This is a genomic window from Nostoc sp. NZL, from assembly GCF_015714705.1.
Taxonomy (GTDB): Bacteria; Cyanobacteriota; Cyanobacteriia; order Cyanobacteriales; family Nostocaceae; genus Nostoc; species Nostoc foliaceum_A.
On record NZ_WBKL01000208.1, the window covers coordinates 58313 to 78216 of the forward strand.

A 19904-nucleotide genomic window follows, 5' to 3' on the forward strand; every position below is an offset into this window, starting at 1 on the left:
TGTGGAAGTATCTCACAAAGAGAATATTTTCTGCCATAGCCCCCAGCATCGGCTCATATCCAAAACACTAAAAAATCACGTGATCTGCTGATGAGCATTTAACTTGCATATTTTCAGAGCACAGGATTTGTGATTACGGATTAATCAAGAAGCGATAAATAGCTCTAAATAATACCATTTCACTCGCCATTCAAAATTTAAGACAGTTTCAGACGGGAATTTCGACCCCGACTGAGACAAAAACAATTTGTAGACAAAGCGGTATAAAACTCTTTAATTGCAGATAATGTTTAATTTTTAGCAGTATTCTAGCAAATGGATACTATTATGTTACATATAACGCACTATATTAATTTTCTCAACTTAGATCAAAGTAGGATGTTGTGATTTGTTCACAATTTATTCTTGATTAATTTTTACATAAATACTATACTGAATATTTATTTTATTCAGAAAAATTATTGCTTTTTTGAAAATAACTTTTTGATTGCTAGTAATTACATGGTAATTTAAGCCTGATGTTAATAACATGATATTAACCGCGTGAAGTGATCAGAATTAGCTTTTACAAACATAGAAATTATCGTAGGTTAATAACATGAGGCTATTTAATCATTAGTCAGTATTTATATCAAGTAAGAAGACAGAGTAGTTAGAGATTGTTTATGATAAGATAATGAATTTTAGATCGAGTTGACACTGAAAACAAAAATCTGAACCTTAGCAAACAGGTTGTTTTACCATGTTCGCCCGCAAAATCCTAGTTGTTGAGGATGAAAAAATCCTAGCCTCAAATATTAGAAAAAGTTTACAAAAATTAGGCTATTCTGTTTCAGAAACAACTAAGTCTGGTGAAGAAGCAATAAAAAAGGTAGCAGAAACTCTGCCACATTTGGTATTAATTGATATATGTCTAGATGGGAAAATTGACGGTGTACACGTAGCCGATATTATCCAAAATCACTTCCATGTGCCTGTAGTGTATCTAACAGATTGTTCGGAATATAAACCATTACATAAAAATCAGCTAAGTGAGCCTTTTAGTTATATAGTTAAACCATTTATTGACAGTGATTTACATTTTGCAATTGAAATGGCTTTGTACAAACATCAGAGCAAAAAAATAATATACGAAGAAAAACAGAAGCTGGCAGCAATTATTAACAGTATGGGTTGTGCAGTGATTGTGACCTATGCAAATGGTTGTATTGAAATGATGAATCCTACAGCAGAAATAATCACTGGTTGGAAGCAAAGTGAAGCGTTCGGTAAAGATTTAGTAGAAGTCGTTAACTTAGTTGACAAAGATGTAGGAGAAACAATTGAAAATTTAGCTACACATGTAATCGAAGCAGGTGAAATTTTGAATTTTCCAGAAAACTGTACACTGATTACCAAAGATGGCAAAGAAATAGCGATTGGAGATAATGTTGCACCCATCCGCGATCAAAATGGCAATATTACTGGCGCGGTTTTAGTTTTTCAAGACATCACCAAACGCAAGGAGACAGAGGCACAACTGATCCGTAATGCGTTTTATGATGGGCTGACAGCATTACCTAATCGTGTTTTATTTTTGGATCGGCTCAGACAAACAATTGAGCGTAGCAAACGCAGAAGCGATTATTATTTTGCAGTTTTATTTTTGGATTTAGATGGCTTCAAAGAGATTAACGATCGCTTTGGGCATGGAACAGGGGATGATTTTTTAGTAGCGATCGCTAGACGCTTAGAGTCATGCTTACGCAGTGGCGATACTGTAGCACGATTTGGTGGTGACGAGTTTACTGTTCTTTTGGAAGATATCAAAGACATTACCGACGCTACCAATGTTGCTAAACGTATTCAAGACTCCTTGCAATTGCCAGTTAACATAAATGGATATCAATTATCTACTACAGCTAGCATTGGTATTACTTGGAATTTTAGTAATTATGAGGAGCCTGCAACTCTGCTACGGGATGCTGATATTGCTATGTACCGAGCTAAACGGGATGGAAAAGCTACTTATGCCATATTTAGTTAATTAGTTTTTTCTGTTGCCACTTCAATCAAATTAATCTGATTTTCTTGACAATTATCTGGAATTTTGATTTATAGCGATTTTTATATGGATGGAATATACTACTCTAGCCGCTACTAATGTGTATCCTACACAACCGAGGAGCTACATAAGTCTGTCATGGAAAAAACCGAAAAACAGAAAATGCTCGCAGGCGAATTATATCTAGCAGAAGATCCAGAATTGGCTGCCGAAAATAAGCGAGCTAGTCGTCTGTTGCGAAGCTACAATTCTACAACCGAAGAGCAGCAAGAGCAACGGCAGCAAATTTTGCAAGAATTATTTGGAAGGATAGGACACAAATCATCAATTGTGCCACCTTTTCACTGTGACTATGGCAGTAATATTTTCGCTGGCGACAGATTGTATATGAACTATGGCTGTGTAATTTTAGACTGCAATCCAGTTCATATTGGTGAAAATGTCTTATGCGCTCCTTATGTACAAATTTATACAGCTTATCACCCGACAGAGCCGGAAATTCGTCTTTCTGGAAGAGAATTAGCTGCCCCAATTAACATTGGTAATAATGTCTGGATTGGTGGCAGTGCAATTATTTGTCCCGGTGTAACTATTGGTGATAACACAACCATTGGAGCTGGCAGTGTAGTTGTCAAAGATATACCTGAGAATGTTGTCGCTGCGGGTAATCCTTGCCGCGTCATTCGATATTTATCCTAGGATTTAAAACTTATATCCTCTGGAAATCCAATAGAGCCAGTCTGCGATCGCTTCTTGAGTTTCGCTGTCAGCATCAATGGCTGTTATTTCAGATAACTTTGCAGAATATACATCATCATCCTTACCGTTAATATAAGCCACTTCTACAAACATATCTTTTAAGCACTCATCATCTGGGGCCATTCCCAGCACTTCGACTTGTTTATCCTCGACAGAACCTGATTTGCGTCCCTTCTTAGTCCATTTAGCCACAAAGGGAAAATTCAGAACCTCTTCGAGGTAGTAGTACCAACCCATAGCCCGGTCTTCTTTGTCTTCAGCATCTACAATGATCTCTGTTTTAATGCGATGCTCTCGGTTTTCGTCGAGTTCAACACTAGGCATAAGATAACGCTTTGCGTATAATGCATTTTGATAATACTACCAAAGTCACTCGCTTCGCTCGAATTAAAAATTCAAAATTTAAAATTCAAAATTCAATCCCACGACTTAAGCAATGGGCTTGGAACAAGCACGCCTTGCGCCGCACTTCTCTGCGAGACGCTGCCGCGAACGTGCCTCTACGCTAACGCGCTATGCGTCTCGGAGCAATTCTTTTTTAAAGTAAGCTTTGTATCCCATAACTAAAGTTTCTAAGTAATTTTCCATTTTTAATTGTTTTGTCAAGACTTAAGAATAATTTTTCTAAAATATAGTTAAGTATATCTAAGCTCTACAAAAAACCGCCTGTCATTGACAAGCGGTTTTCTAGTTATTGCCCCTAGGGGGAAATTTATTTTTTGGGTCAAGATCCCAGGTTTTCTTAGCGCTTTAGCGCGAAATTTCTTAGCGATTAAACAAGTCTCAAATCAGGATAATTTGCCAACACATCATCAGATGTCAAGGTATCATTTTCAGCTTGCGGAGTCCAAAGAACTTCAATTGCCAAAAGTTTCTCGCTGGGGATACTACCAATTTGCCGCAAAGCTTGACGCAAATCATCAGCACTGTTAATTGCTGTTGGAATTTCAAACTTACCTAATGTTGCCGCCAGTAAGGTGACGATGATGTATTCGCCAGGGCCTTCAGTAAATAGGCGGGTGGGGTTGTCGAGTTCACCAGCCGGGGGTAAAGCATCTTTGGCAAGGGCTGCTCTTAGCTGGTTGTTGACGTTAGAAAGAGTTTCTTCGTTAAACTTGCTGCGTTCTGCCAGTGACAGCCGATTAAACTGACTTTCAGCTGAATTTAAACTGGCTTGTTGAGTTCCACCACCTGCATATACAAAGTATTCGGGATGGCGGAGTAAAGCTAGACTGGCTTCTTGCAGAATTTCTGCTCTCCCCTCTGGGGTGTTAGTATCAGCAGTTTCAGCAATGTGGTTGAGTTCATTTTGCAATTCGCGGGCTTGAGCTAACAAACCTACTTGCAAACGAGTTACAGAAACAGAGGGGTTGCTGCTGTATCCTACATCTTCACTTTCACCGCTAGAGACGCGGCGGAAAGTTTGCACTAAGAAATTAGCGATCGCAAAGAAAATTAAGATGCTAAATAGACCACCAAATCCTCCTCCAATACCCCAAAAGGGAATTAGGAAGGGAAAGCCAAAGCCACCACCAAAACCACCACCAGGATAGTATCCGCCCCCGCCAGGAGGTGCATAGGTGCGCGGTGTATAGGTGCGGCTGGAAGGTGCTCTAAATGAGCCACCGCCGATCCGACCTCCACTGCGGGCCGCTAATGCTCCATCAGCGTGACTAAAAGCCAAAGTCAACACCAGTCCTAGGGCTAAGAAGGTTTTTAACAGCGGTTTGATGGTTTGTTGTAGTTTTTTACGCATAATACAATCGCTTGGAAAACTGAATTATTTATGAATTCTCTCCATGCTGGTAGGAGTGTTGCGATCTGTCGCTAACGCCAGCCCTTAATTAGTAAGCTTTGTAGCATTCACTTTTAAAGGCTACATATTCAATTTACCGCGTCTCATCCTGGGTAGGTAGCGATCGCAGGGGGGATTTCTCGACTGGGGAACCGTACCTTAAGATATGTTTACAATTACAGAAAGTTACGATTTGGTAATTATTGCTACTTTTTGCACTAATACTTCCAGACCACAGTCTTGGATTATACAGATTATTTTAATTTTTAATGATTATTTTGACTAATTTTTTAATAATTACGCTACTTATTTGATCGCAAGGTGGGAGGATATTTTTAAATCATCACAGCATTTATTACATCTGGCGGCTTTGGATTTACTTGTACGTAGCAGGCTAGAAAGTCTCTGTGATGCTTATCAGTAAGAGCCGTCAGACACTAGATAGCTATCCAACATGTATCCAATTTTTTGGCATTTTGGCACAACATTCAAGAGGATTCAGGATATTCTATTGAACGTAGCTAAATTTCGTAATTTTCCCAACAGCTGTTCACTGAGCAATTTGGCTACAAGTGCTAATTTTTAATTATTGTTCATCATGCACAGAAATTCTCAATTAGTGAGAAATTTGTAGCAAAAATAAAATCAACACAATAAAAAAACAATCTTCTTGGCTAATCTTTTAAAATAGCCTTCCAATTTGTCTACCACATTCGTTTTAAAAGAAATAAAATAAGAATTATGGCTTTGAAACTAATTCTAATTGTAAATAAATTCAAATTATTTGAAGTAAAGTTATCAACTTTATTATGGAACATATTTCTCAACTAACAGCCGAAATCAGAGACAAAGCTGCATACCCAGATATCCTAGTCATATCCCGGATATTCCTACCGAAAGAAGCTGTAATTGGGGAATATATCTACAATCGCTGTCTCCAAGATCCAGAACAAGTTATTGTGCTGGCGGCTAGTTGCTCAGGAGATAAAGTATTTGATGAAAGTCAACAGTTTCCCGTGTATCGCTGGTTTTATCCTAGATACTGGCGTAGTGGCTGTGTGGGAAGTATCCTGAAGCCTTTGATAAATATTGTCTGCTCATTTGTCTTAGCAATCAAACTCTATTTTCGCTATCACTACCGTTATATAGAGTGGGGTCACGGCTATGACTTTCCTTCACTATTACTATTGAGCTATTTCTTACCTATTCGCTTTTTTATCTATCTGCACGGCAATGATCTTCATTGTACTTTACACAATCCCGTGCTGCGATCGCTATTTAAATTAACACTCAAACGAGCCGAAGGTATTGTTTGTAACAGTTCTTATACACGAGACTATCTCAGAACTGCTTTCCGATTAGATACTCCTACCCACGTCATTAACCCAATAATCAGACCAGAAAAATTTGGTAATAATGTAGCGAGTCCCAGTAGCCTTGATGATTTACGTGTTCGCGTGCGTCAGGCGTACAATATTCCCGAAACAGCAATAGTTATTCTCTCAGTAGGGAGGCTAGTAAAACATAAAGGTTTCGACAAAATAATTGATAACATCCCACTATTGCTAACTTTTGGGGTCGATGTCCACTATATAATCTGCGGTCAAGGGCCAAGTGAATCGGAACTGAAATCTTTGGCGCATCGTTTGCGGGTAGATAAGCGCGTCCACTTTGTCGGGTATGTGCCAGAGCGAGAATTAGCAGGTTATTATGCAGCTTGCGACATATTTGCTATGCTGACGTTATTGGATACTAAGCCTAATAGTATGGAGGGTTTTGGTATCGTTTACTTAGAAGCAAGTTACTTCGGTAAGCCTGTAATTGCCCCTCGCTTAGGCGGTGTTCTAGACACAGTTCAGCATGAAGAAAATGGGATACTGGTTAACCCCAATTCTGGTTATGAAGTGTTTCAAGCTTTCAATCGGTTGTGCAAAGACCAGCAACTACGTGAACAACTCGGTCGCAAAGGTAAAGAATTAGCCAAGCGTAGAACTCTTCATCGGTCGCTGTACAAATCAGAGGGATGAAATAGCTTTGGAAACTAGCAAGATTGCAGTGTAGGATCTCGCTTGTGATTCTATTAATCTGCAATGAAAAATATCTTGTTTGGCATATCACAATTCCTTCGGCGTACTCACCGAACGCAACCTCTGATTTTCACAGTCATTGGATGTCTTGCTGTATTCAGTATGATTACCTTTGGGGGAATGTATGTTGTGGCTCAACCGGCTTCAACCTCATCTGAACGTCCTGCTGTTAAAACGCCCAATTTGGGGCGACACTTTCAAGAATTTGGGCGTGAAGGCTCTATCGTAATTTACGACTCAAAAAACAACCGCATCTATGAACATAATCCTCAACGTAATGCAACTGCGATCGCTCCAGCTTCGACATTCAAAATTTTTAACGCGCTAGTGGCACTAGAAATAGGTGTAGTCCCTAATGATGTGGCGGTTCTCACTTGGGATGGAATTCACCGAGAGATTGATGCCTGGAATCATGATACCAATTTGCGTCAAGCCTTTAAGGATTCAACTGTTTGGTTCTATCAAGTGCTGGCACGTAGGGCTGGATATGAACGGATGCAACAATTTATTAACAAAGTAGGCTACGGTAATCGTCAAATTGGCACCGCCGCAGACATTGATCGTTTTTGGTTACAGCAGCCATTGCAAATTACACCCAAAGAGCAAATTAAGTTTTTGCAACGGTTGTATCAAGGCGATTTACCTTTCTCGCAACGGACAATAAATCTTGTCAAAGACATTATGGTACGTGAACAAACTCCAGACTACACACTGCGCGGAAAAACGGGATGGTTAACAAGTACTAAACCAGATGTTGGTTGGTTTGTAGGTTATTTAGAGCAAAACAAAAACGTCTACTTTTTTGCCACAACCCTTGATATGCAAAAACCAGAAGATGCACCCGCCCGCATCGAAATTACACGACGCAGCCTTAAGGATTTAGGCTTGCTGGCTCAAATTAACTAACCACCACCAACAATAGTTACCACTTCTAAGCGATCGCCTGATTGTACTTTTGTTTGCGGCCAAAACTGGCGGTGTAAAATTTCGCCGTTATATTCTACAGCCACCAAGCGCGGGTTAAAACCCAACTCTTGAAGCAAATCGGGTAAAGAAGTTTGAGACGAACAGCTATGGGTTTCACCATTTACGTGAATCATAATCTCATTAGACATAAGCCATGTTGGAAATTGGGCATTGGGCATTGGGCATTGGGCATTGGTTATTCACTTTGGACGAATGACAAATGACTAATGACAAATGACTCTTTTAAAGTTCTGGTTTAATACGATTGAGTTGGGAGAGCAAATATTGTGTTACTAGGGTAGGCTGTTCGGCTTGCATGAGCGATCGCACCACCGCTACACGTTCGGCTCCTGCATCGATCACATCATTGATATTATTGGCATCTATTCCCCCAATAGCAAACCAGGGAATTGAGCAATTTTTGGCAGCATAGCTGACATATTCTAAACCTGTGGCTGCTTTACCTACTTTCGTGGGAGTTTCATAGACTGGCCCCACGCCAATATAATCTACACCTTCAGCAATTGCTGCTTGCATTTCTTCTTTATTTGTGGTAGAGAGACCTATCAGACGTTGCGAACCGAGTAATTGCCGAGCAACAGTAACAGGCATATCTTGTTGTCCTAGATGCACTCCATCTGCATCCACAGCTAAAGCTACATCGACGCGATCGTTAACAATGAACAAAGCACCGTAGATATGGCACAACTGCCGTAATTTTCTAGCTTGTTCCAGACGTAAAGAATCATCGGCGGTTTTGTCGCGGTATTGTAAGAGCGTTAATCCCCCTTTAAGTGCAGCTTCGACGTTGTTCAACAAAGTTTCACTAGGGGAAGTAACAAGATACAAACGCGATCGCCATAACAATTGATGGCGCTGATGACCCATTAAACTACTTTCTAGGGTATAAACCTGATAGCGCATCTGCTTGCAAGCTTTAGCCATAGTTGGATGGTAAAGCTTGCCGTATTCTTCTAGCACCCGCAATGCTTCTTCTATACGGCAAAAGTTCGCTTGCAACACCGATTTGATACTAGCTCGTTGTTCTTCCTGAGGATGGGTTAACTCAGTCCCAGGATCGCCTGGTGTATCTCGCGCCGCCCGCAATTCTGGGGTATGCCACTTAGCTACCTCTTGTCGCAACCGCTTGCATTCAAGAGCCAACTGGGCATTATTTAACCCAAAGCGACACCATTCCTCGATAATTCGCAAGCCCTCACGAGCACGGTCTAAATTGGCATCTAAAATACGGTAGACAACTTGTTGTATTTGCTCTTTTTGGCTGTATGGCTCGACCATTACAACAACCCCATTAGTGCTTTCATCGGAATGTGAATTATCATATGTCCTAGTAACCATAAGTTAATTAATTTGCTTTTTTTTACTAGATTTTTGCAGAATACACGCAAAACAACGTATTGGTGAGGGTTACGGGAAATTATCCCATGTTCCGAATGGCAGTGATAAGGGTAGTTTGAGGCTACAGTTTCGCACTAAGGTTAGTCAAGTATTTTAGGGTAAACGACAAGCTGACAAAGGACTAGCCAGAGCGGATACACTCGAAAATCCACAATGGGCAAATTAAATTTGAGACTGCATGGATACTATTTAGAGAACATTTATAAAGTAAATCTTAACTTTGAAATAGAGCGCTTTCTCGCCCAAAATATCATTCGAGCCGATTGATTATTGAAGTTCACAGTATATAGCGGTTCCCACATAGGCAAAGTACAGAAAAAATAATTAACCACAGATGAACACAGATACTCTTAGGGACACGGCAATGCCGTGTCCCTACGCGTATACCTCATTCAGATGAGAATTGCTATATATTGCCTTACTTCAACAAATTTAGAGTGAGGGTATTTTGGCGTTCGCGTAGCGTGTCCTTTAGGACAAGGTATTGCTGAACAGGCACAATATCATTTATTACCTGTATTAAAAATCGCCAATCAGTCAATATGTGAGTAATATTATCGACATAATACTTTTAGGGAGTATAAGAATTTATTGTTACTTCTAAGGAGTTGTGTTAAATATGATTCACTATCATATGTTTTCTAAGTACCGTAGAGTAGATTTTATGCTTGCAAAGCTGAAGTTTCTGAAATCAGCAAGGCTGTTATTTTTTATTTTTTCAGTATTATCTTTTACTGTAGGCATGGGAGCGGCAAGTATGGCGTTCCTGGATAGCGCGTTAGCGGAGCTCGCCGTTGGCGTTCGCGTTAGCGTCCCTGAAAGAGAAGCCTCTCGTAGAGAAGGCATCGCTCAGATGCCATCGACACCAGATTCAGCACCTCTAAATGAGAAAACAAATTCTCAGAACGTGCTGTTTGTCAATCCAAAGGTTGGAAATGACAGCACAGGCAATGGCAGCGAATCCGCTCCTGTGAAAACGATTACCCAAGCGTTGCGATTAGCTAAGACCAATACTGTAATCATCCTCTCCACGGGCAGTTATAGCGCCGAGACAGGAGAGGAATTTCCCTTAATGCTGAAACCGGGTATTTCAATTCAAGGCAACCCTAGCAACCAAGGTAAGGAGATTATCATTCAGGGAGGTGGTGATTACCTGAGCCGGAGCTTTGCCGGTCAAAACGTTGCAATTGTTGGAGCAAACCAAGCCTTGCTCACTGGGGTGACGGTGACGAACCCAAACCGCCGTGGTTACGGTTTATGGATTGAATCTAGCAATCCGGTAGTCGCAGAAAATACATTTACTGGCAATACCCAAGATGGCATTTCCGTCTGTGGTGATGCTGCACCCACCATTAGTAAGAATTATTTTGATCGCAATGGAGCCAATGGCATTACAATCGCCGGTAACTCCAGGCCTCAAGTGCAGGAAAATGTCTTTCACCAAACGGGTTTTGGCATCAATATTGCCCAAAATGCCGCTCCTGTAGTCATAGGCAATCAAATTCAGAACAATAGATCGGGAATTGTGGTACAAGCAAATGCCCGCCCAATTTTACGGAATAATTCTATTCAAGATAATAAAGAAGATGGTTTAGTTGCGATCGCTCAAGCAATGCCAGATTTGGGTAATGCATCCGAACCTGGGGGCAATCAATTTCAAAATAATGCCCGCTACGACATTAACGCCAGCGCTTCCAAACAGGTGATTTCAGCTGCTGGTAATAACCTTGTGAGTAGTCGGATCACTGGCAAGATAGATATTAACGGTAAAACAGCACTAGCAACCCAAACTTCTCAACCCGCCCCTGTCCCCAACAATGTGTTACGAGAAATACCACCAACTGGGGAAATCACCTTCTCGGCTCCCGAAATCTCTGAAACTACAAATGGGCAAACCAGTAACAGCATTTCAGCAAATAATCCTGTTTTTGAGCAATTAAACAGTCAACTGCTGCCATTGTTGCCAGCCAATATACCACTTTCCGTGCCCAGATCCAATCAACAGCAAGCCACCTCTAAAGTTGTCGGTTTTCCTACTCCTAGCAGCTTGTCGGCTAGACAAATCCCAACTAACGCTCAAGTTGCAACTCCCAGTCCAGCACAGCCACCTGATACACCACAGTTGAATTATGTGCGGATTGATCCTAATACGATTGAGTTTACTGCTCCTGAGTACCCATCCAATTCAGTAGCACAGCCACCAGTTCCAAGTATAAGGGAGCAAACACAGCAGCCATTACCAATACTAGAAGCTTCTGGCCCAGGTGCTTCAGCACTTTTACCAGTTCCTAATAACAATATCCCCATTGGTAATACTCGCAATATACGAACAAGTTCTGCAAGTATTCCTTATGGTGGTAACTCTGCAACAGAGTTTGGTGTACGTTATCGCGTGGTAGTTCCACTCTTCACTGATAGAGATCAAGATTTAGTGCGATTCCTTGCTCCTGATGCGTTTCCCACGGTTTGGCAAGGCCAAAGAGTTATGCAAGCAGGAGTATTTAACAGTGAATATAACGCTAAAGAAATGCTCAAAGCACTTTATAGCAACGGTTTAAGAGCCATTATGGAGCCGTTGAATTAATCAGTTGATCAGCGCCAAAATGTTTGCCGCGCTTGCATTTTTAATTTTTAATTTTTAATTGCTTAGGCGTACCCTATCCTGGCTTATGATCTAAACGTGTGGCTTGCTCTAGGGCAGCTTTTTCTCTGGCTCGGCGGGCATAGGGTTGTAATTGGGCGCGATCGCAACCTGTTAAAATAATCAGGTTTTCCAAGCTGATCCCCCGCATTAACATTTCTACACGCCAGGTTTGTTGTGCTTGTGCTATGGCTGGCGTTTGTCCTTGGGGAGTTAACAGTCCCTCACTCCATACTTGCCAACGGTTCTGAAGCTCTGATTCTGAGATTGGCTTGCCTGTTTCATTTAAAAACATGGCTGTTTGAGCATCTTTACGACTTTTCAGCCATTTGATTAGAGGATTATTAGTGAAAGAGCCGTAGCGTTTGCCCAGAATCCACTGATTCACAGGTACTTGACGGACAAATCCTGGAATCGTGATTTGCAAGAAGTGCCCTTGAGTATCGTATATTTGGTGCGATCGCTCCAAGCTAATTATTTCTGTGGCGGATAATCCAGCCCCAAATAACACATAAGCCAAGGCATAATCTCGTACTCCCCATTTTCTGGCTTGTTGCAGAATTTCGTGAACTAAACTAGCAGGCAAATCAGCTACTTCTGTGGTGATGAAACCTCCTTGTAAGGAGTTTATTGCTGATTCTGCTGAGGATGACATGGCTCCATGTAAAAACAACTCCACCAAATTTTCCAGAAAATCATCCCGATCTTCCCAAAGTTCGTGAAATTCGCTGGTGAACTCAATTACGGCATATCCCAAGATCATCCCATTTAGCAAACTGGCTAATTTTTCTGCGGGTAAATAGGTATTTAGGTGTCCTTGCTGGATTACAGTAGCTAAATACTGAGCTACATAGCGGTTTGCCTCTGTGACTCCCCTGCCTAGTGCGCGGCGATTTTCTGCCGGGAATTGGTCGGCTTCACCTACCACAGACCGGACGAACTCTGGCACTCGTTCTAATGCATGTAAGCTGTCACTTGCATAATCTTTAAGAGCTTGGTAGACATTGCCGGGAGGTGTTGCCCGCCGCACCAGCGACTCACCTAAATCCTTGAAGGCTGCGGACTCTTCCAGCACAGCCAAAAGCAGTCCATGCTTATTGCCAAAATTGCGGAATAGCGTCACTTCATTAACTTCGGCTTTTTCAGCAATTTGGCGGGTTGTGGTAGCGCTGACTCCCTGAGCAGAAAACAACTCAAGTGCAGCTTGAATCAGGCGTTGACGAGTAGGAATGAGTTGAGATGACATAGAAAAATGCAAGTGGCACTTGCACGGGTATCAGAGTTCTGCTAGCATAACAAATGTAAGTGATACTTGCTTTACTCTACTGTAACGGACTAGTATACAGGGCGGGTAAATCCCTGTGGGATTATGCCCAAGAAAAAGCAAATCGCTTTCTCATCCATCAACAGGAATTTTTATGACCGCAAATTTTGGGGCGATCGCTCCCGAGAGAGGCAACTCACCTCAACTCAGGTGGATAAATGTGGTATTTTTTGGTGTATTTCATGCCTTAGCACTTCTGGCTCCTTGGTTTTTCTCCTGGCCAGCATTAGGTTTGCTAGTGTTTCTGCATTGGTTATTCGGGAGCATTGGTATTTGCTTGGGATATCACCGATTACTGAGCCATAAGAGTTTCCAAGTTCCCAAGTGGTTAGAGTATGCGATCGCCCTCATTGGAGCGCTGGCTTTGCAAGGGGGGCCAATTTTTTGGGTAGGTGGACACCGCCAGCATCACGCCCACACGGAAGATATTGACCTAGACCCCTACTCTGCCCAAAGAGGGTTTTGGTGGAGCCATATACTGTGGATTTTCTACCCACGTCCAGAATTTTTTGACTATGACACCTATAAAAAATATGCCCCTGACCTAGCAAGACAACCCTATTATCGCTGGCTAGATCGTTACTTCTTACTGTTGCAAATACCCTTCGGGCTGCTCCTATATGCTTTAGGAGGATGGTCTTTTGTGTTCTACGGAGTGTTTCTCAGATGTGTCTTACTTTGGCATTCAACCTGGTTTGTGAACTCAGCATCACACCTGTGGGGTTATCGCACCTTTGATGCCAATGATGGTGCTCGTAATCTTTGGTGGGTATCCATCGTAACTTATGGAGAAGGATGGCACAACAACCATCATACTTATCCCCACATGGCAAAATCTGGGTTGTCTTGGTGGGAGATTGATGTTACTTGGTGGAGCATCCTAGTTTTGCAGACTTTGGGTTTAGCCAAAAAAGTTGTCTCGCGTCCCCCTCAAGGTGCAAATCACGGCTAAATTGCAACTAAATTATCATGAATTTGTTATGCCGATTGCTTCCCGCAGTCGGCTTAATAAGCTATTGCTTGCATCTTTACATCATGATCAATACTTCTCGGTTTCGCCAGACGATTCTGCTAGCTATCATCACACTCAACCTCATTTCTACTTGGCTACACTACATAGACAATGCACTATTTTTGAGTCGATATCCTGGCCCCCAGTGGTTCACTTCTATTGGAGTAATTAGTACTGTGATTGTGATGACTCCAGTCGGATTGTTGGGATATTGGTTTTACACCAAAGGCATGTTTTGGTTGGCGTACTTTTTATTAGCCTTATACTCAATCACCAGTATCTCCAGTCCAGTCCACTATCTCTTCCCGATGGTAGCACCCATGTCTTTGAAAATGCATAGCCTAATTTGGTTGGATGAATTTATGGGGCTGTTACTGATAGGTTTTTTACTGTGGTCTAGTCTTGTATTCAAAGAGCAACGTAGTACACCAACTGCAAATTGACATAACATAATATATATAATTATCGCTGAAATTTCCACCATTTTGTTAAGTATAATTGAACAAAATCTGTTACTAGCTATTTCTCGATAAAATCTAACGGTTTAAATCACCGCAATACATCAAGCGTGAAAACTGACAGCATTTTTTATCGCATTTTTCAAGAATTTCCTGGCATCTTTTTTGAATTAATTGGTAATCCACCCCAAATTGCAGAGGCTTATAAATTCTCCTCAATTGAAATTAAGCAAACTGCATTCCGTATAGATGGTGTTTTTCTCCCAACACAAGGGGAAGAAAATCCGATTTACTTTATTGAAGTCCAGTTTCAAACCGACACAGAAATTTATTCACGCCTATTTTCAGAAATTGGTTTATACTTACGCCAAAATAAACCTAAAAATTCTTGGCGAGGAGTAGTTATCTATCCTAATCGCACTTTAGATATAGCAGATATCAGAAATTACAGTGAATTTTTCACTAGCCAACGCATCAGTCGCGTTTATCTTAATGAATTAAGTGAAACTGCATCATTGCCAGTTGGAATTGCTACGATGAAATTAGTGGTCGATGAAGAGGGGACAGCAATTACAGCTGCTAGACAGTTAATAGACAGAACCCAGCAAGAAATTAACATTGAACCACAACGGCGGCAGTTATTAGAATTGATAGAGACAATTTTGGTTTACAATTTTCCGACAATGAATCGAAAGGAGATTGAAGGTATGTTTGGGTTAAGTGATTTGAAACAAACACAAGTGTATCAAGAAGGTAAGCAGGAAGGCAAGCAAGAAGGAGCGCGTGAAGAAAAGTTTAGAATGATACCTTTGTTGTTGAGATTGGGATTGAGTTTTGAAGAAACAGCGAAAGAGTTAGGTTTGAGCCTAGAAGAAATTCAGCAAGAAATGCAGAAACAGCCTCCAAGCCAGGATACGTAACCTATAATTAGCACTGCTCGCAGATACCTCTAAATATTCCTGCTATTTTCCATTCCCATTAATTTTTAATTATTTCTATGATTTCGCTCTCTCCCATTCTCCAAGCTAGACTTTCGCAACCCTTAAAAATTGGCTCCTTCGAGGTAAAAAGTCGGGTTCTTCAGTCGCCTCTATCTGGGGTGACAGATATGGTGTTTCGACGTATTGTGCGTCGCTATGCGCCAGATTCGATGATGTATACCGAAATGGTGAATGCTACAGGGTTGCATTATGTCAAGGAGCTACCCATAATCATGGAGGTAGACCCTAACGAACGCCCAATTAGCATTCAATTATTTGATTGCCGTCCAGATTTCCTGGCAGAAGCAGCAATAAAAGCAGTTGCAGAAGGTGCTGATACTGTAGATATTAATATGGGTTGTCCGGTAAATAAAATTACTAAAAATGGTGGCGGTTCTTCGTTGTTGCGGCAACCAGAAGTAGCAGAGGCAATTGTGCGGGAAGTAGTAAAAGCTGTTGATGTACCTGTGACAGTAAAAACCCGTATTGGCTGGAATGACAACGAAATTACTATTCTCGACTTTGCCAAGCGGATGGAAGATGCAGGGGCAAAAATGATCACAGTCCACGGACGCACCCGCGCCCAAGGGTACAATGGCAATGCCCGTTGGGAATGGATTACCCGTGTGAAAGAAGTGCTTTCTATCCCAGTGATTGGGAACGGAGATATTTTTTCCGTTGAAGCAGCGGTGAAATGTTTAGAGCAAACTGGCGCTGATGGCGTTATGTGTTCCCGTGGGACTTTGGGTTATCCGTTTTTGGTGGGAGAAATTGATCACTTCCTGAAAACTGGGGAGATATTACCGACACCTACCCCGATTCAGCGCTTGGAATGTGCAAGAGATCATTTACAAGCCTTGTGGGAATATAAAGGCGATCGCGGTGTGCGTCAAGCCCGCAAGCACATGACTTGGTATGCTAAAGGTTTCGTTGGTGCTGCCGAACTCCGAGGACAGCTAAGTTTAGTTGAAAAAGTAGATCAGGGTTTGGCAATGATTGACCAAGCAATTGAAAAATTGGCTAATGGTTATGAACTACAAGAAGAAGCAGAAGGTAGTTTGGTGATGCTTTAAAAAATTGATATTACCACTGCCTTGATGTAGCATTAAAATCTGCAATGGCCGATTGATAAAGTGAGGCGATTTACTTAACAATTCAAAAGTAAAAGTCAAGCAAAAATGTTAAACTTAAATTTTTATCATTCCCCGTAATTATTGCCAGTTACCTTACCTCGAAAAACAATGTACTGGTAAAGGTTGTAGAACAACATCACGGGGATGAGAAAGCCAATAAAGATAAGCATGATTACTAACGAACTAGGATCAGATGCTGCCTCATAGATATTGATTCTATTGGGAATGATGTAAGGGAAGACAATCAATCCTAACCCAATAAACGACAATCCAAACAGTAGAATTGTCCAGACAAAAGGTGCTCTTTCTTCTTTGCGGTTGAGACTCTGCAAAAGTTGCCAAATCAGAACGACTCCCAGCACGGGTATGATGGCAAAGATATAAACTAGAGGCTGTTGAAACAAGCGTAACCTAGCATTTTCATAAATTATTGGTGTTGTAATTGTAATTAAAATTGCGCCGATTAGTGTCGTCCAAGCAGCAATTTTGGCAGTTTTATAGTGAGTTTCTTGCAATTCCCCTGTCGTTTTCCAAATAAGATAGGTGGAGCCAATCAGCACATATCCTTGAATCAATGTCAAAGCTACCAGCACCGATGGAAGGCTCAACCAATCCCAAGTTGTACCAATAAAGTGCCCCGCCTCATCAACATTAATCCCCTTCAGCACAGCACCAAGGGCAAATCCTTGACCAAGTGCGGCGCTAAAACTCCCGGCACCAAAGGCGAAATTCCAAAATAATTTGCGGTTTGCTTGTTCACGAAACTCAAATGCTACACCACGAAAGATAAACCCAAACACCATTACAAAAATTGGAATGTATAAAGCATTTAAAATCGTGCCATATGCTAGTGGAAATGCGCCAAACAGACCCCCAGCCATGAGAACTAGCCAAGTTTCATTAGCATCCCAAATGTTGCTTAAGCTAGTCATTAAGATGCCTCGGCGTTCATCATCGGAAGAAGTAAGAGATAATATCCCCACCCCTAAGTCAAATCCATCTAGCATCACGTAGAGGAATAGAAAAAGAGCTAAAATGATAAACCATACTTGGGGAAGAAGATAGTTTAGCGTCTCCATAAAATATCCTATGCTGCTCCATATTTAATTTGCAGTCAATTAGTCAAAATCCCTATCCAAATAGACTTTATTGATTTGGAATGTTGAATTAGTCATTGTTGTGCTTCTACAGGGCGTTCATCTGGAACGAACTCTCCAGGGGTTGTATCTACTGCTGGTTTAGTGATTTCCACACCTGGTACTGGCAAGTCGAGATTTGGGCCTCTGCGAATAATGCGGCTGCCAAAGTACAAAACCGCAATAAATAAAAAGCTGTAAACTGTAGCAAAGCCAGTTAGTGAAACTAAGACATTACTAGCGGGTAGACGAGAAGCCGCATCTGCTGTGCGGATTTGCCCGTAAAGCGTCCACGGCTGTCTTCCTACACAGCGGACAATCCAGCCTGACTCTACGGCGATGTATCCTAGAGGAGCTGCGAACATCCAAGCCCGCATCAACCAACGCTGTTGAGTAATATTTTCGGCTGAGAGTTTACCGCGCAACCATTGCAGCGTACTCAATAACACTAATCCGGCTAAGAAAAAGCCAATGGCAATCATGACGCGGAAAGCGTAGTAAATCAAACCCACCATATGAGGACGATCCTCTGGTTTCCACTCCTTCAAGCCGCGTACTGGTTCGGAAAGATTCTTTTTGAATTCCAGAATGTATCCCAGCGCATTCGGAACAGTGATTTCCCAGTCATTTTTTTGCGCCTTTTCGTTAGGTATAGCTACAAGACTCCAATCAGCAGGCTGTCCCGCAGGTGAAGATTCCCACTGTGCTTCCATTGCTGCAAGTTTTGTGGGTTGATAATGATAAACTTGTTCCCCGCTCAAATGCCCAATGTATATTTGTAATGGGGCAACTGCAATAGCCGCTGCTAAAGCAATCTTCAAAGAGTACGAAAAGAAAGCTGGATGGCGTTCTTTGAGAATATACCAAGCACTAATTCCACCAATGACAAATAGTGAAGTCTCCAGTGTGGCAAAGAACATATGCATCACACTGTTGACCATAAAAGGATTTAAAATTGCCTGAAAGTAATCGTGGACAATAAATTTTCCATTAACCATTTCCCCACCCGATGGGGTTTGCATCCAGGAATTTGCTGTCAAAATCCACAGGGTTGATAGGTTCGCGCCAACGGCAACTAAAATTGTTGAAAGATAGTGAATAGTGGGATTAACGCGTTCCCAACCAAATAACATAATGCCTAAAAAAGCAGCTTCTAGCATGAATGCCCAAGAGGCTTCAAACCCAATAACGCTGCCAAAAAAGTTACCTACTGCTTCCGAGAAAGGTGCCCAATTAGTACCAAATTGAAATTCCATTGGGATACCCGTTGCTACACCAATCCCAAAGTTCAGGATGTAAAACTTAGACCAAAAGCGGGCATGGAGGTAGTAGTCTGGATTACGAGTCTTTAGCCATAGCCCCTCGATAATGACCAAATAAATCCCCATCCCTGTAGTCAAGACGGGCCAAAGTATATGGAATATCGCAGTCAGTGCAAATTGCATCCGTGATAGCACAACTGAATTGGATAAAAATTCCATGCCTATATTCCTTTATTGAAACTCACTCTTATTTGTTTCTCTAAGTCCAAATTCAACAGCCCAAAATCTTTAGATGGAGATTCTAATGCCATCCAATTTTCTTTATTCACTATGGAATATTAATTATTGACAATTCGTGAATAATATTCTAGCGATCGCAGTTCCCATAAACTTCATTATCATAGTCAAAAGGAAATACTAATTCCGTAGATTTTCTCTTTATTAAACTTTATTAGGCAGGAAAGCATCTCTCTATAGATAGGGAAAGTTTTCTAAATTGTGAGTGACTTAGTAATATACGTCAAAAGACAAGAGGTCAAAGTTGGCATAAAAAACTCAGGAGTGAGTTTCAATCCCTAATAGGGATTTTGATGAATTGCAATTAGACATCGCTAATCAAAAGTTACGCCGAAGTCGTTTCAATCCCTAATAGGGATTTTGATGAATTGCAATAAGCTAGTCTATTGAAGTTGAGCAAGCAGAAAAGTTTCAATCCCTAATAGGGATTTTGATGAATTGCAATAAGCTAGTCAAGCCTAGCGATCGCAACATATTAGGTTTCAATCCCTAATAGGGATTTTGATGAATTGCAATAAGAGAAACCAAAGAACTTAATGTCTCAAAAAGAGTTTCAATCCCTAATAGGGATTTTGATGAATTGCAATAAGC

At 41.3% G+C, this 19904-nt stretch carries 16 protein-coding genes and 1 CRISPR repeat array; of the genes, 9 read left to right on the plus strand and 7 right to left on the minus strand.

Going from position 1 to position 19904, the window contains the following annotated elements; translation table 11 throughout:
* Nucleotides 1–742: 742 nt before the first annotated feature.
* Entirely contained in the window at nucleotides 743–2026 is a 1284-nt protein-coding gene (locus F8R90_RS31200) for a GGDEF domain-containing response regulator (RefSeq protein WP_196513946.1), read from the plus strand.
* 156 nt (nucleotides 2027–2182) lie between these two features.
* Complete coding sequence (locus F8R90_RS31205; protein ID WP_190898492.1) at nucleotides 2183–2743, plus strand: sugar O-acetyltransferase; 561 nt, start codon at nucleotides 2183–2185, stop codon at nucleotides 2741–2743.
* Between the two features lie 3 nt (nucleotides 2744–2746).
* Here F8R90_RS31205 and F8R90_RS31210 read toward each other — a convergent pair whose 3' ends face one another.
* Together F8R90_RS31210 and F8R90_RS31215 are read right to left on the minus strand one after the other, a co-directional pair.
* Nucleotides 2747–3127 (minus strand): calcium-binding protein, encoded by a 381-nt coding sequence (locus tag F8R90_RS31210; protein WP_196513947.1) that lies wholly within the window; start codon nucleotides 3125–3127, stop codon nucleotides 2747–2749.
* A gap of 448 nt (nucleotides 3128–3575) precedes the next feature.
* On the minus strand, nucleotides 3576–4559 hold the full coding sequence (locus F8R90_RS31215; protein WP_190898488.1) for a DUF1517 domain-containing protein: 984 nt from the start codon (nucleotides 4557–4559) through the stop codon (nucleotides 3576–3578).
* An 848-nt stretch (nucleotides 4560–5407) separates the two neighbouring features.
* On the opposite strand from F8R90_RS31215, the gene F8R90_RS31220 reads away from it, so the two are divergent.
* Together F8R90_RS31220 and blaOXA are read left to right on the plus strand one after the other, a co-directional pair.
* Entirely contained in the window at nucleotides 5408–6625 is a 1218-nt protein-coding gene (locus F8R90_RS31220; protein ID WP_196513948.1) for a glycosyltransferase family 4 protein, read from the plus strand.
* A 63-nt stretch (nucleotides 6626–6688) separates the two neighbouring features.
* Nucleotides 6689–7591, plus strand: a complete 903-nt coding sequence (blaOXA, locus tag F8R90_RS31225) for a class D beta-lactamase (RefSeq protein WP_196513949.1) — start codon at nucleotides 6689–6691, stop codon at nucleotides 7589–7591.
* Here blaOXA and thiS read toward each other — a convergent pair.
* Together thiS and F8R90_RS31235 are read right to left on the minus strand one after the other, a co-directional pair.
* Nucleotides 7588–7800: a sulfur carrier protein ThiS gene (gene thiS, locus F8R90_RS31230; RefSeq protein WP_196513950.1), complete on the minus strand. Its 213-nt coding sequence runs from the start codon at nucleotides 7798–7800 to the stop codon at nucleotides 7588–7590. The genes blaOXA and thiS overlap by 4 nt on opposite strands.
* Nucleotides 7801–7894: 94 nt before the next feature.
* Entirely contained in the window at nucleotides 7895–9010 is a 1116-nt protein-coding gene (locus F8R90_RS31235) for a thiamine phosphate synthase (protein ID WP_196513951.1), read from the minus strand.
* A 724-nt stretch (nucleotides 9011–9734) separates the two neighbouring features.
* Between F8R90_RS31235 and F8R90_RS31240 the strand changes: the two genes are divergently transcribed.
* On the plus strand, nucleotides 9735–11654 hold the full coding sequence (locus F8R90_RS31240) for a DUF1565 domain-containing protein (RefSeq protein WP_230967174.1): 1920 nt from the start codon (nucleotides 9735–9737) through the stop codon (nucleotides 11652–11654).
* 73 nt (nucleotides 11655–11727) lie between these two features.
* On the opposite strand, the gene F8R90_RS31245 is transcribed toward F8R90_RS31240, so the two are convergent.
* Entirely contained in the window at nucleotides 11728–12957 is a 1230-nt protein-coding gene (locus F8R90_RS31245) for a TetR family transcriptional regulator (protein WP_196513953.1), read from the minus strand.
* A gap of 172 nt (nucleotides 12958–13129) precedes the next feature.
* On the opposite strand from F8R90_RS31245, the gene F8R90_RS31250 reads away from it, so the two are divergent.
* The 4 genes from F8R90_RS31250 to dusB all read left to right on the plus strand — a co-directional run bounded on the left by F8R90_RS31250 (nucleotide 13130) and on the right by dusB (nucleotide 16558).
* Nucleotides 13130–13987: an acyl-CoA desaturase gene (locus tag F8R90_RS31250; RefSeq protein ID WP_196513954.1), complete on the plus strand. Its 858-nt coding sequence runs from the start codon at nucleotides 13130–13132 to the stop codon at nucleotides 13985–13987.
* An 83-nt stretch (nucleotides 13988–14070) separates the two neighbouring features.
* On the plus strand, nucleotides 14071–14490 hold the full coding sequence (locus tag F8R90_RS31255) for a hypothetical protein (RefSeq protein WP_230967176.1): 420 nt from the start codon (nucleotides 14071–14073) through the stop codon (nucleotides 14488–14490).
* Nucleotides 14491–14615: 125 nt separating this feature from the next.
* On the plus strand, nucleotides 14616–15425 hold the full coding sequence (locus F8R90_RS31260; RefSeq protein ID WP_196513956.1) for an Rpn family recombination-promoting nuclease/putative transposase: 810 nt from the start codon (nucleotides 14616–14618) through the stop codon (nucleotides 15423–15425).
* Nucleotides 15426–15502: 77 nt separating this feature from the next.
* On the plus strand, nucleotides 15503–16558 hold the full coding sequence (gene dusB, locus F8R90_RS31265; protein ID WP_196513957.1) for a tRNA dihydrouridine synthase DusB: 1056 nt from the start codon (nucleotides 15503–15505) through the stop codon (nucleotides 16556–16558).
* Nucleotides 16559–16683: 125 nt separating this feature from the next.
* Here the strand turns inward: dusB and cydB are convergent, their stop codons facing one another.
* Together cydB and F8R90_RS31275 are read right to left on the minus strand one after the other, a co-directional pair.
* Complete coding sequence (gene cydB / locus F8R90_RS31270; protein ID WP_196513958.1) at nucleotides 16684–17697, minus strand: cytochrome d ubiquinol oxidase subunit II; 1014 nt, start codon at nucleotides 17695–17697, stop codon at nucleotides 16684–16686.
* Nucleotides 17698–17789: 92 nt separating this feature from the next.
* Nucleotides 17790–19235: a cytochrome ubiquinol oxidase subunit I gene (locus tag F8R90_RS31275; RefSeq protein ID WP_196513959.1), complete on the minus strand. Its 1446-nt coding sequence runs from the start codon at nucleotides 19233–19235 to the stop codon at nucleotides 17790–17792.
* Nucleotides 19236–19581: 346 nt separating this feature from the next.
* Nucleotides 19582–19903: direct repeats of the CRISPR family, unit length 40 nt; unit sequence GTTTCAATCCCTAATAGGGATTTTGATGAATTGCAATAAG.
* Nucleotide 19904 lies beyond the last annotated feature (1 nt).

Excerpts from the sequence above, each read along its gene's own strand:
- F8R90_RS31200 (WP_196513946.1), top strand. The coding sequence starts at position 743 with ATGTTCGCCCGCAAAATCCTAGTTGTTGAGGATGAAAAAATCCTAGCC.
- F8R90_RS31205 (WP_190898492.1), top strand. The coding sequence starts at position 2,183 with ATGGAAAAAACCGAAAAACAGAAAATGCTCGCAGGCGAATTATATCTA.
- F8R90_RS31210 (WP_196513947.1), bottom strand. The coding sequence starts at position 3,127 with ATGCCTAGTGTTGAACTCGACGAAAACCGAGAGCATCGCATTAAAACA.
- F8R90_RS31215 (WP_190898488.1), bottom strand. The coding sequence starts at position 4,559 with ATGCGTAAAAAACTACAACAAACCATCAAACCGCTGTTAAAAACCTTC.
- F8R90_RS31220 (WP_196513948.1), top strand. The coding sequence starts at position 5,408 with ATGGAACATATTTCTCAACTAACAGCCGAAATCAGAGACAAAGCTGCA.
- blaOXA (WP_196513949.1), top strand. The coding sequence starts at position 6,689 with ATGAAAAATATCTTGTTTGGCATATCACAATTCCTTCGGCGTACTCAC.
- thiS (WP_196513950.1), bottom strand. The coding sequence starts at position 7,800 with ATGTCTAATGAGATTATGATTCACGTAAATGGTGAAACCCATAGCTGT.
- F8R90_RS31235 (WP_196513951.1), bottom strand. The coding sequence starts at position 9,010 with ATGGTTACTAGGACATATGATAATTCACATTCCGATGAAAGCACTAAT.
- F8R90_RS31240 (WP_230967174.1), top strand. The coding sequence starts at position 9,735 with ATGCTTGCAAAGCTGAAGTTTCTGAAATCAGCAAGGCTGTTATTTTTT.
- F8R90_RS31245 (WP_196513953.1), bottom strand. The coding sequence starts at position 12,957 with ATGTCATCTCAACTCATTCCTACTCGTCAACGCCTGATTCAAGCTGCA.
- F8R90_RS31250 (WP_196513954.1), top strand. The coding sequence starts at position 13,130 with ATGACCGCAAATTTTGGGGCGATCGCTCCCGAGAGAGGCAACTCACCT.
- F8R90_RS31255 (WP_230967176.1), top strand. The coding sequence starts at position 14,071 with ATGATCAATACTTCTCGGTTTCGCCAGACGATTCTGCTAGCTATCATC.
- dusB (WP_196513957.1), top strand. The coding sequence starts at position 15,503 with ATGATTTCGCTCTCTCCCATTCTCCAAGCTAGACTTTCGCAACCCTTA.
- cydB (WP_196513958.1), bottom strand. The coding sequence starts at position 17,697 with ATGGAGACGCTAAACTATCTTCTTCCCCAAGTATGGTTTATCATTTTA.
- F8R90_RS31275 (WP_196513959.1), bottom strand. The coding sequence starts at position 19,235 with ATGGAATTTTTATCCAATTCAGTTGTGCTATCACGGATGCAATTTGCA.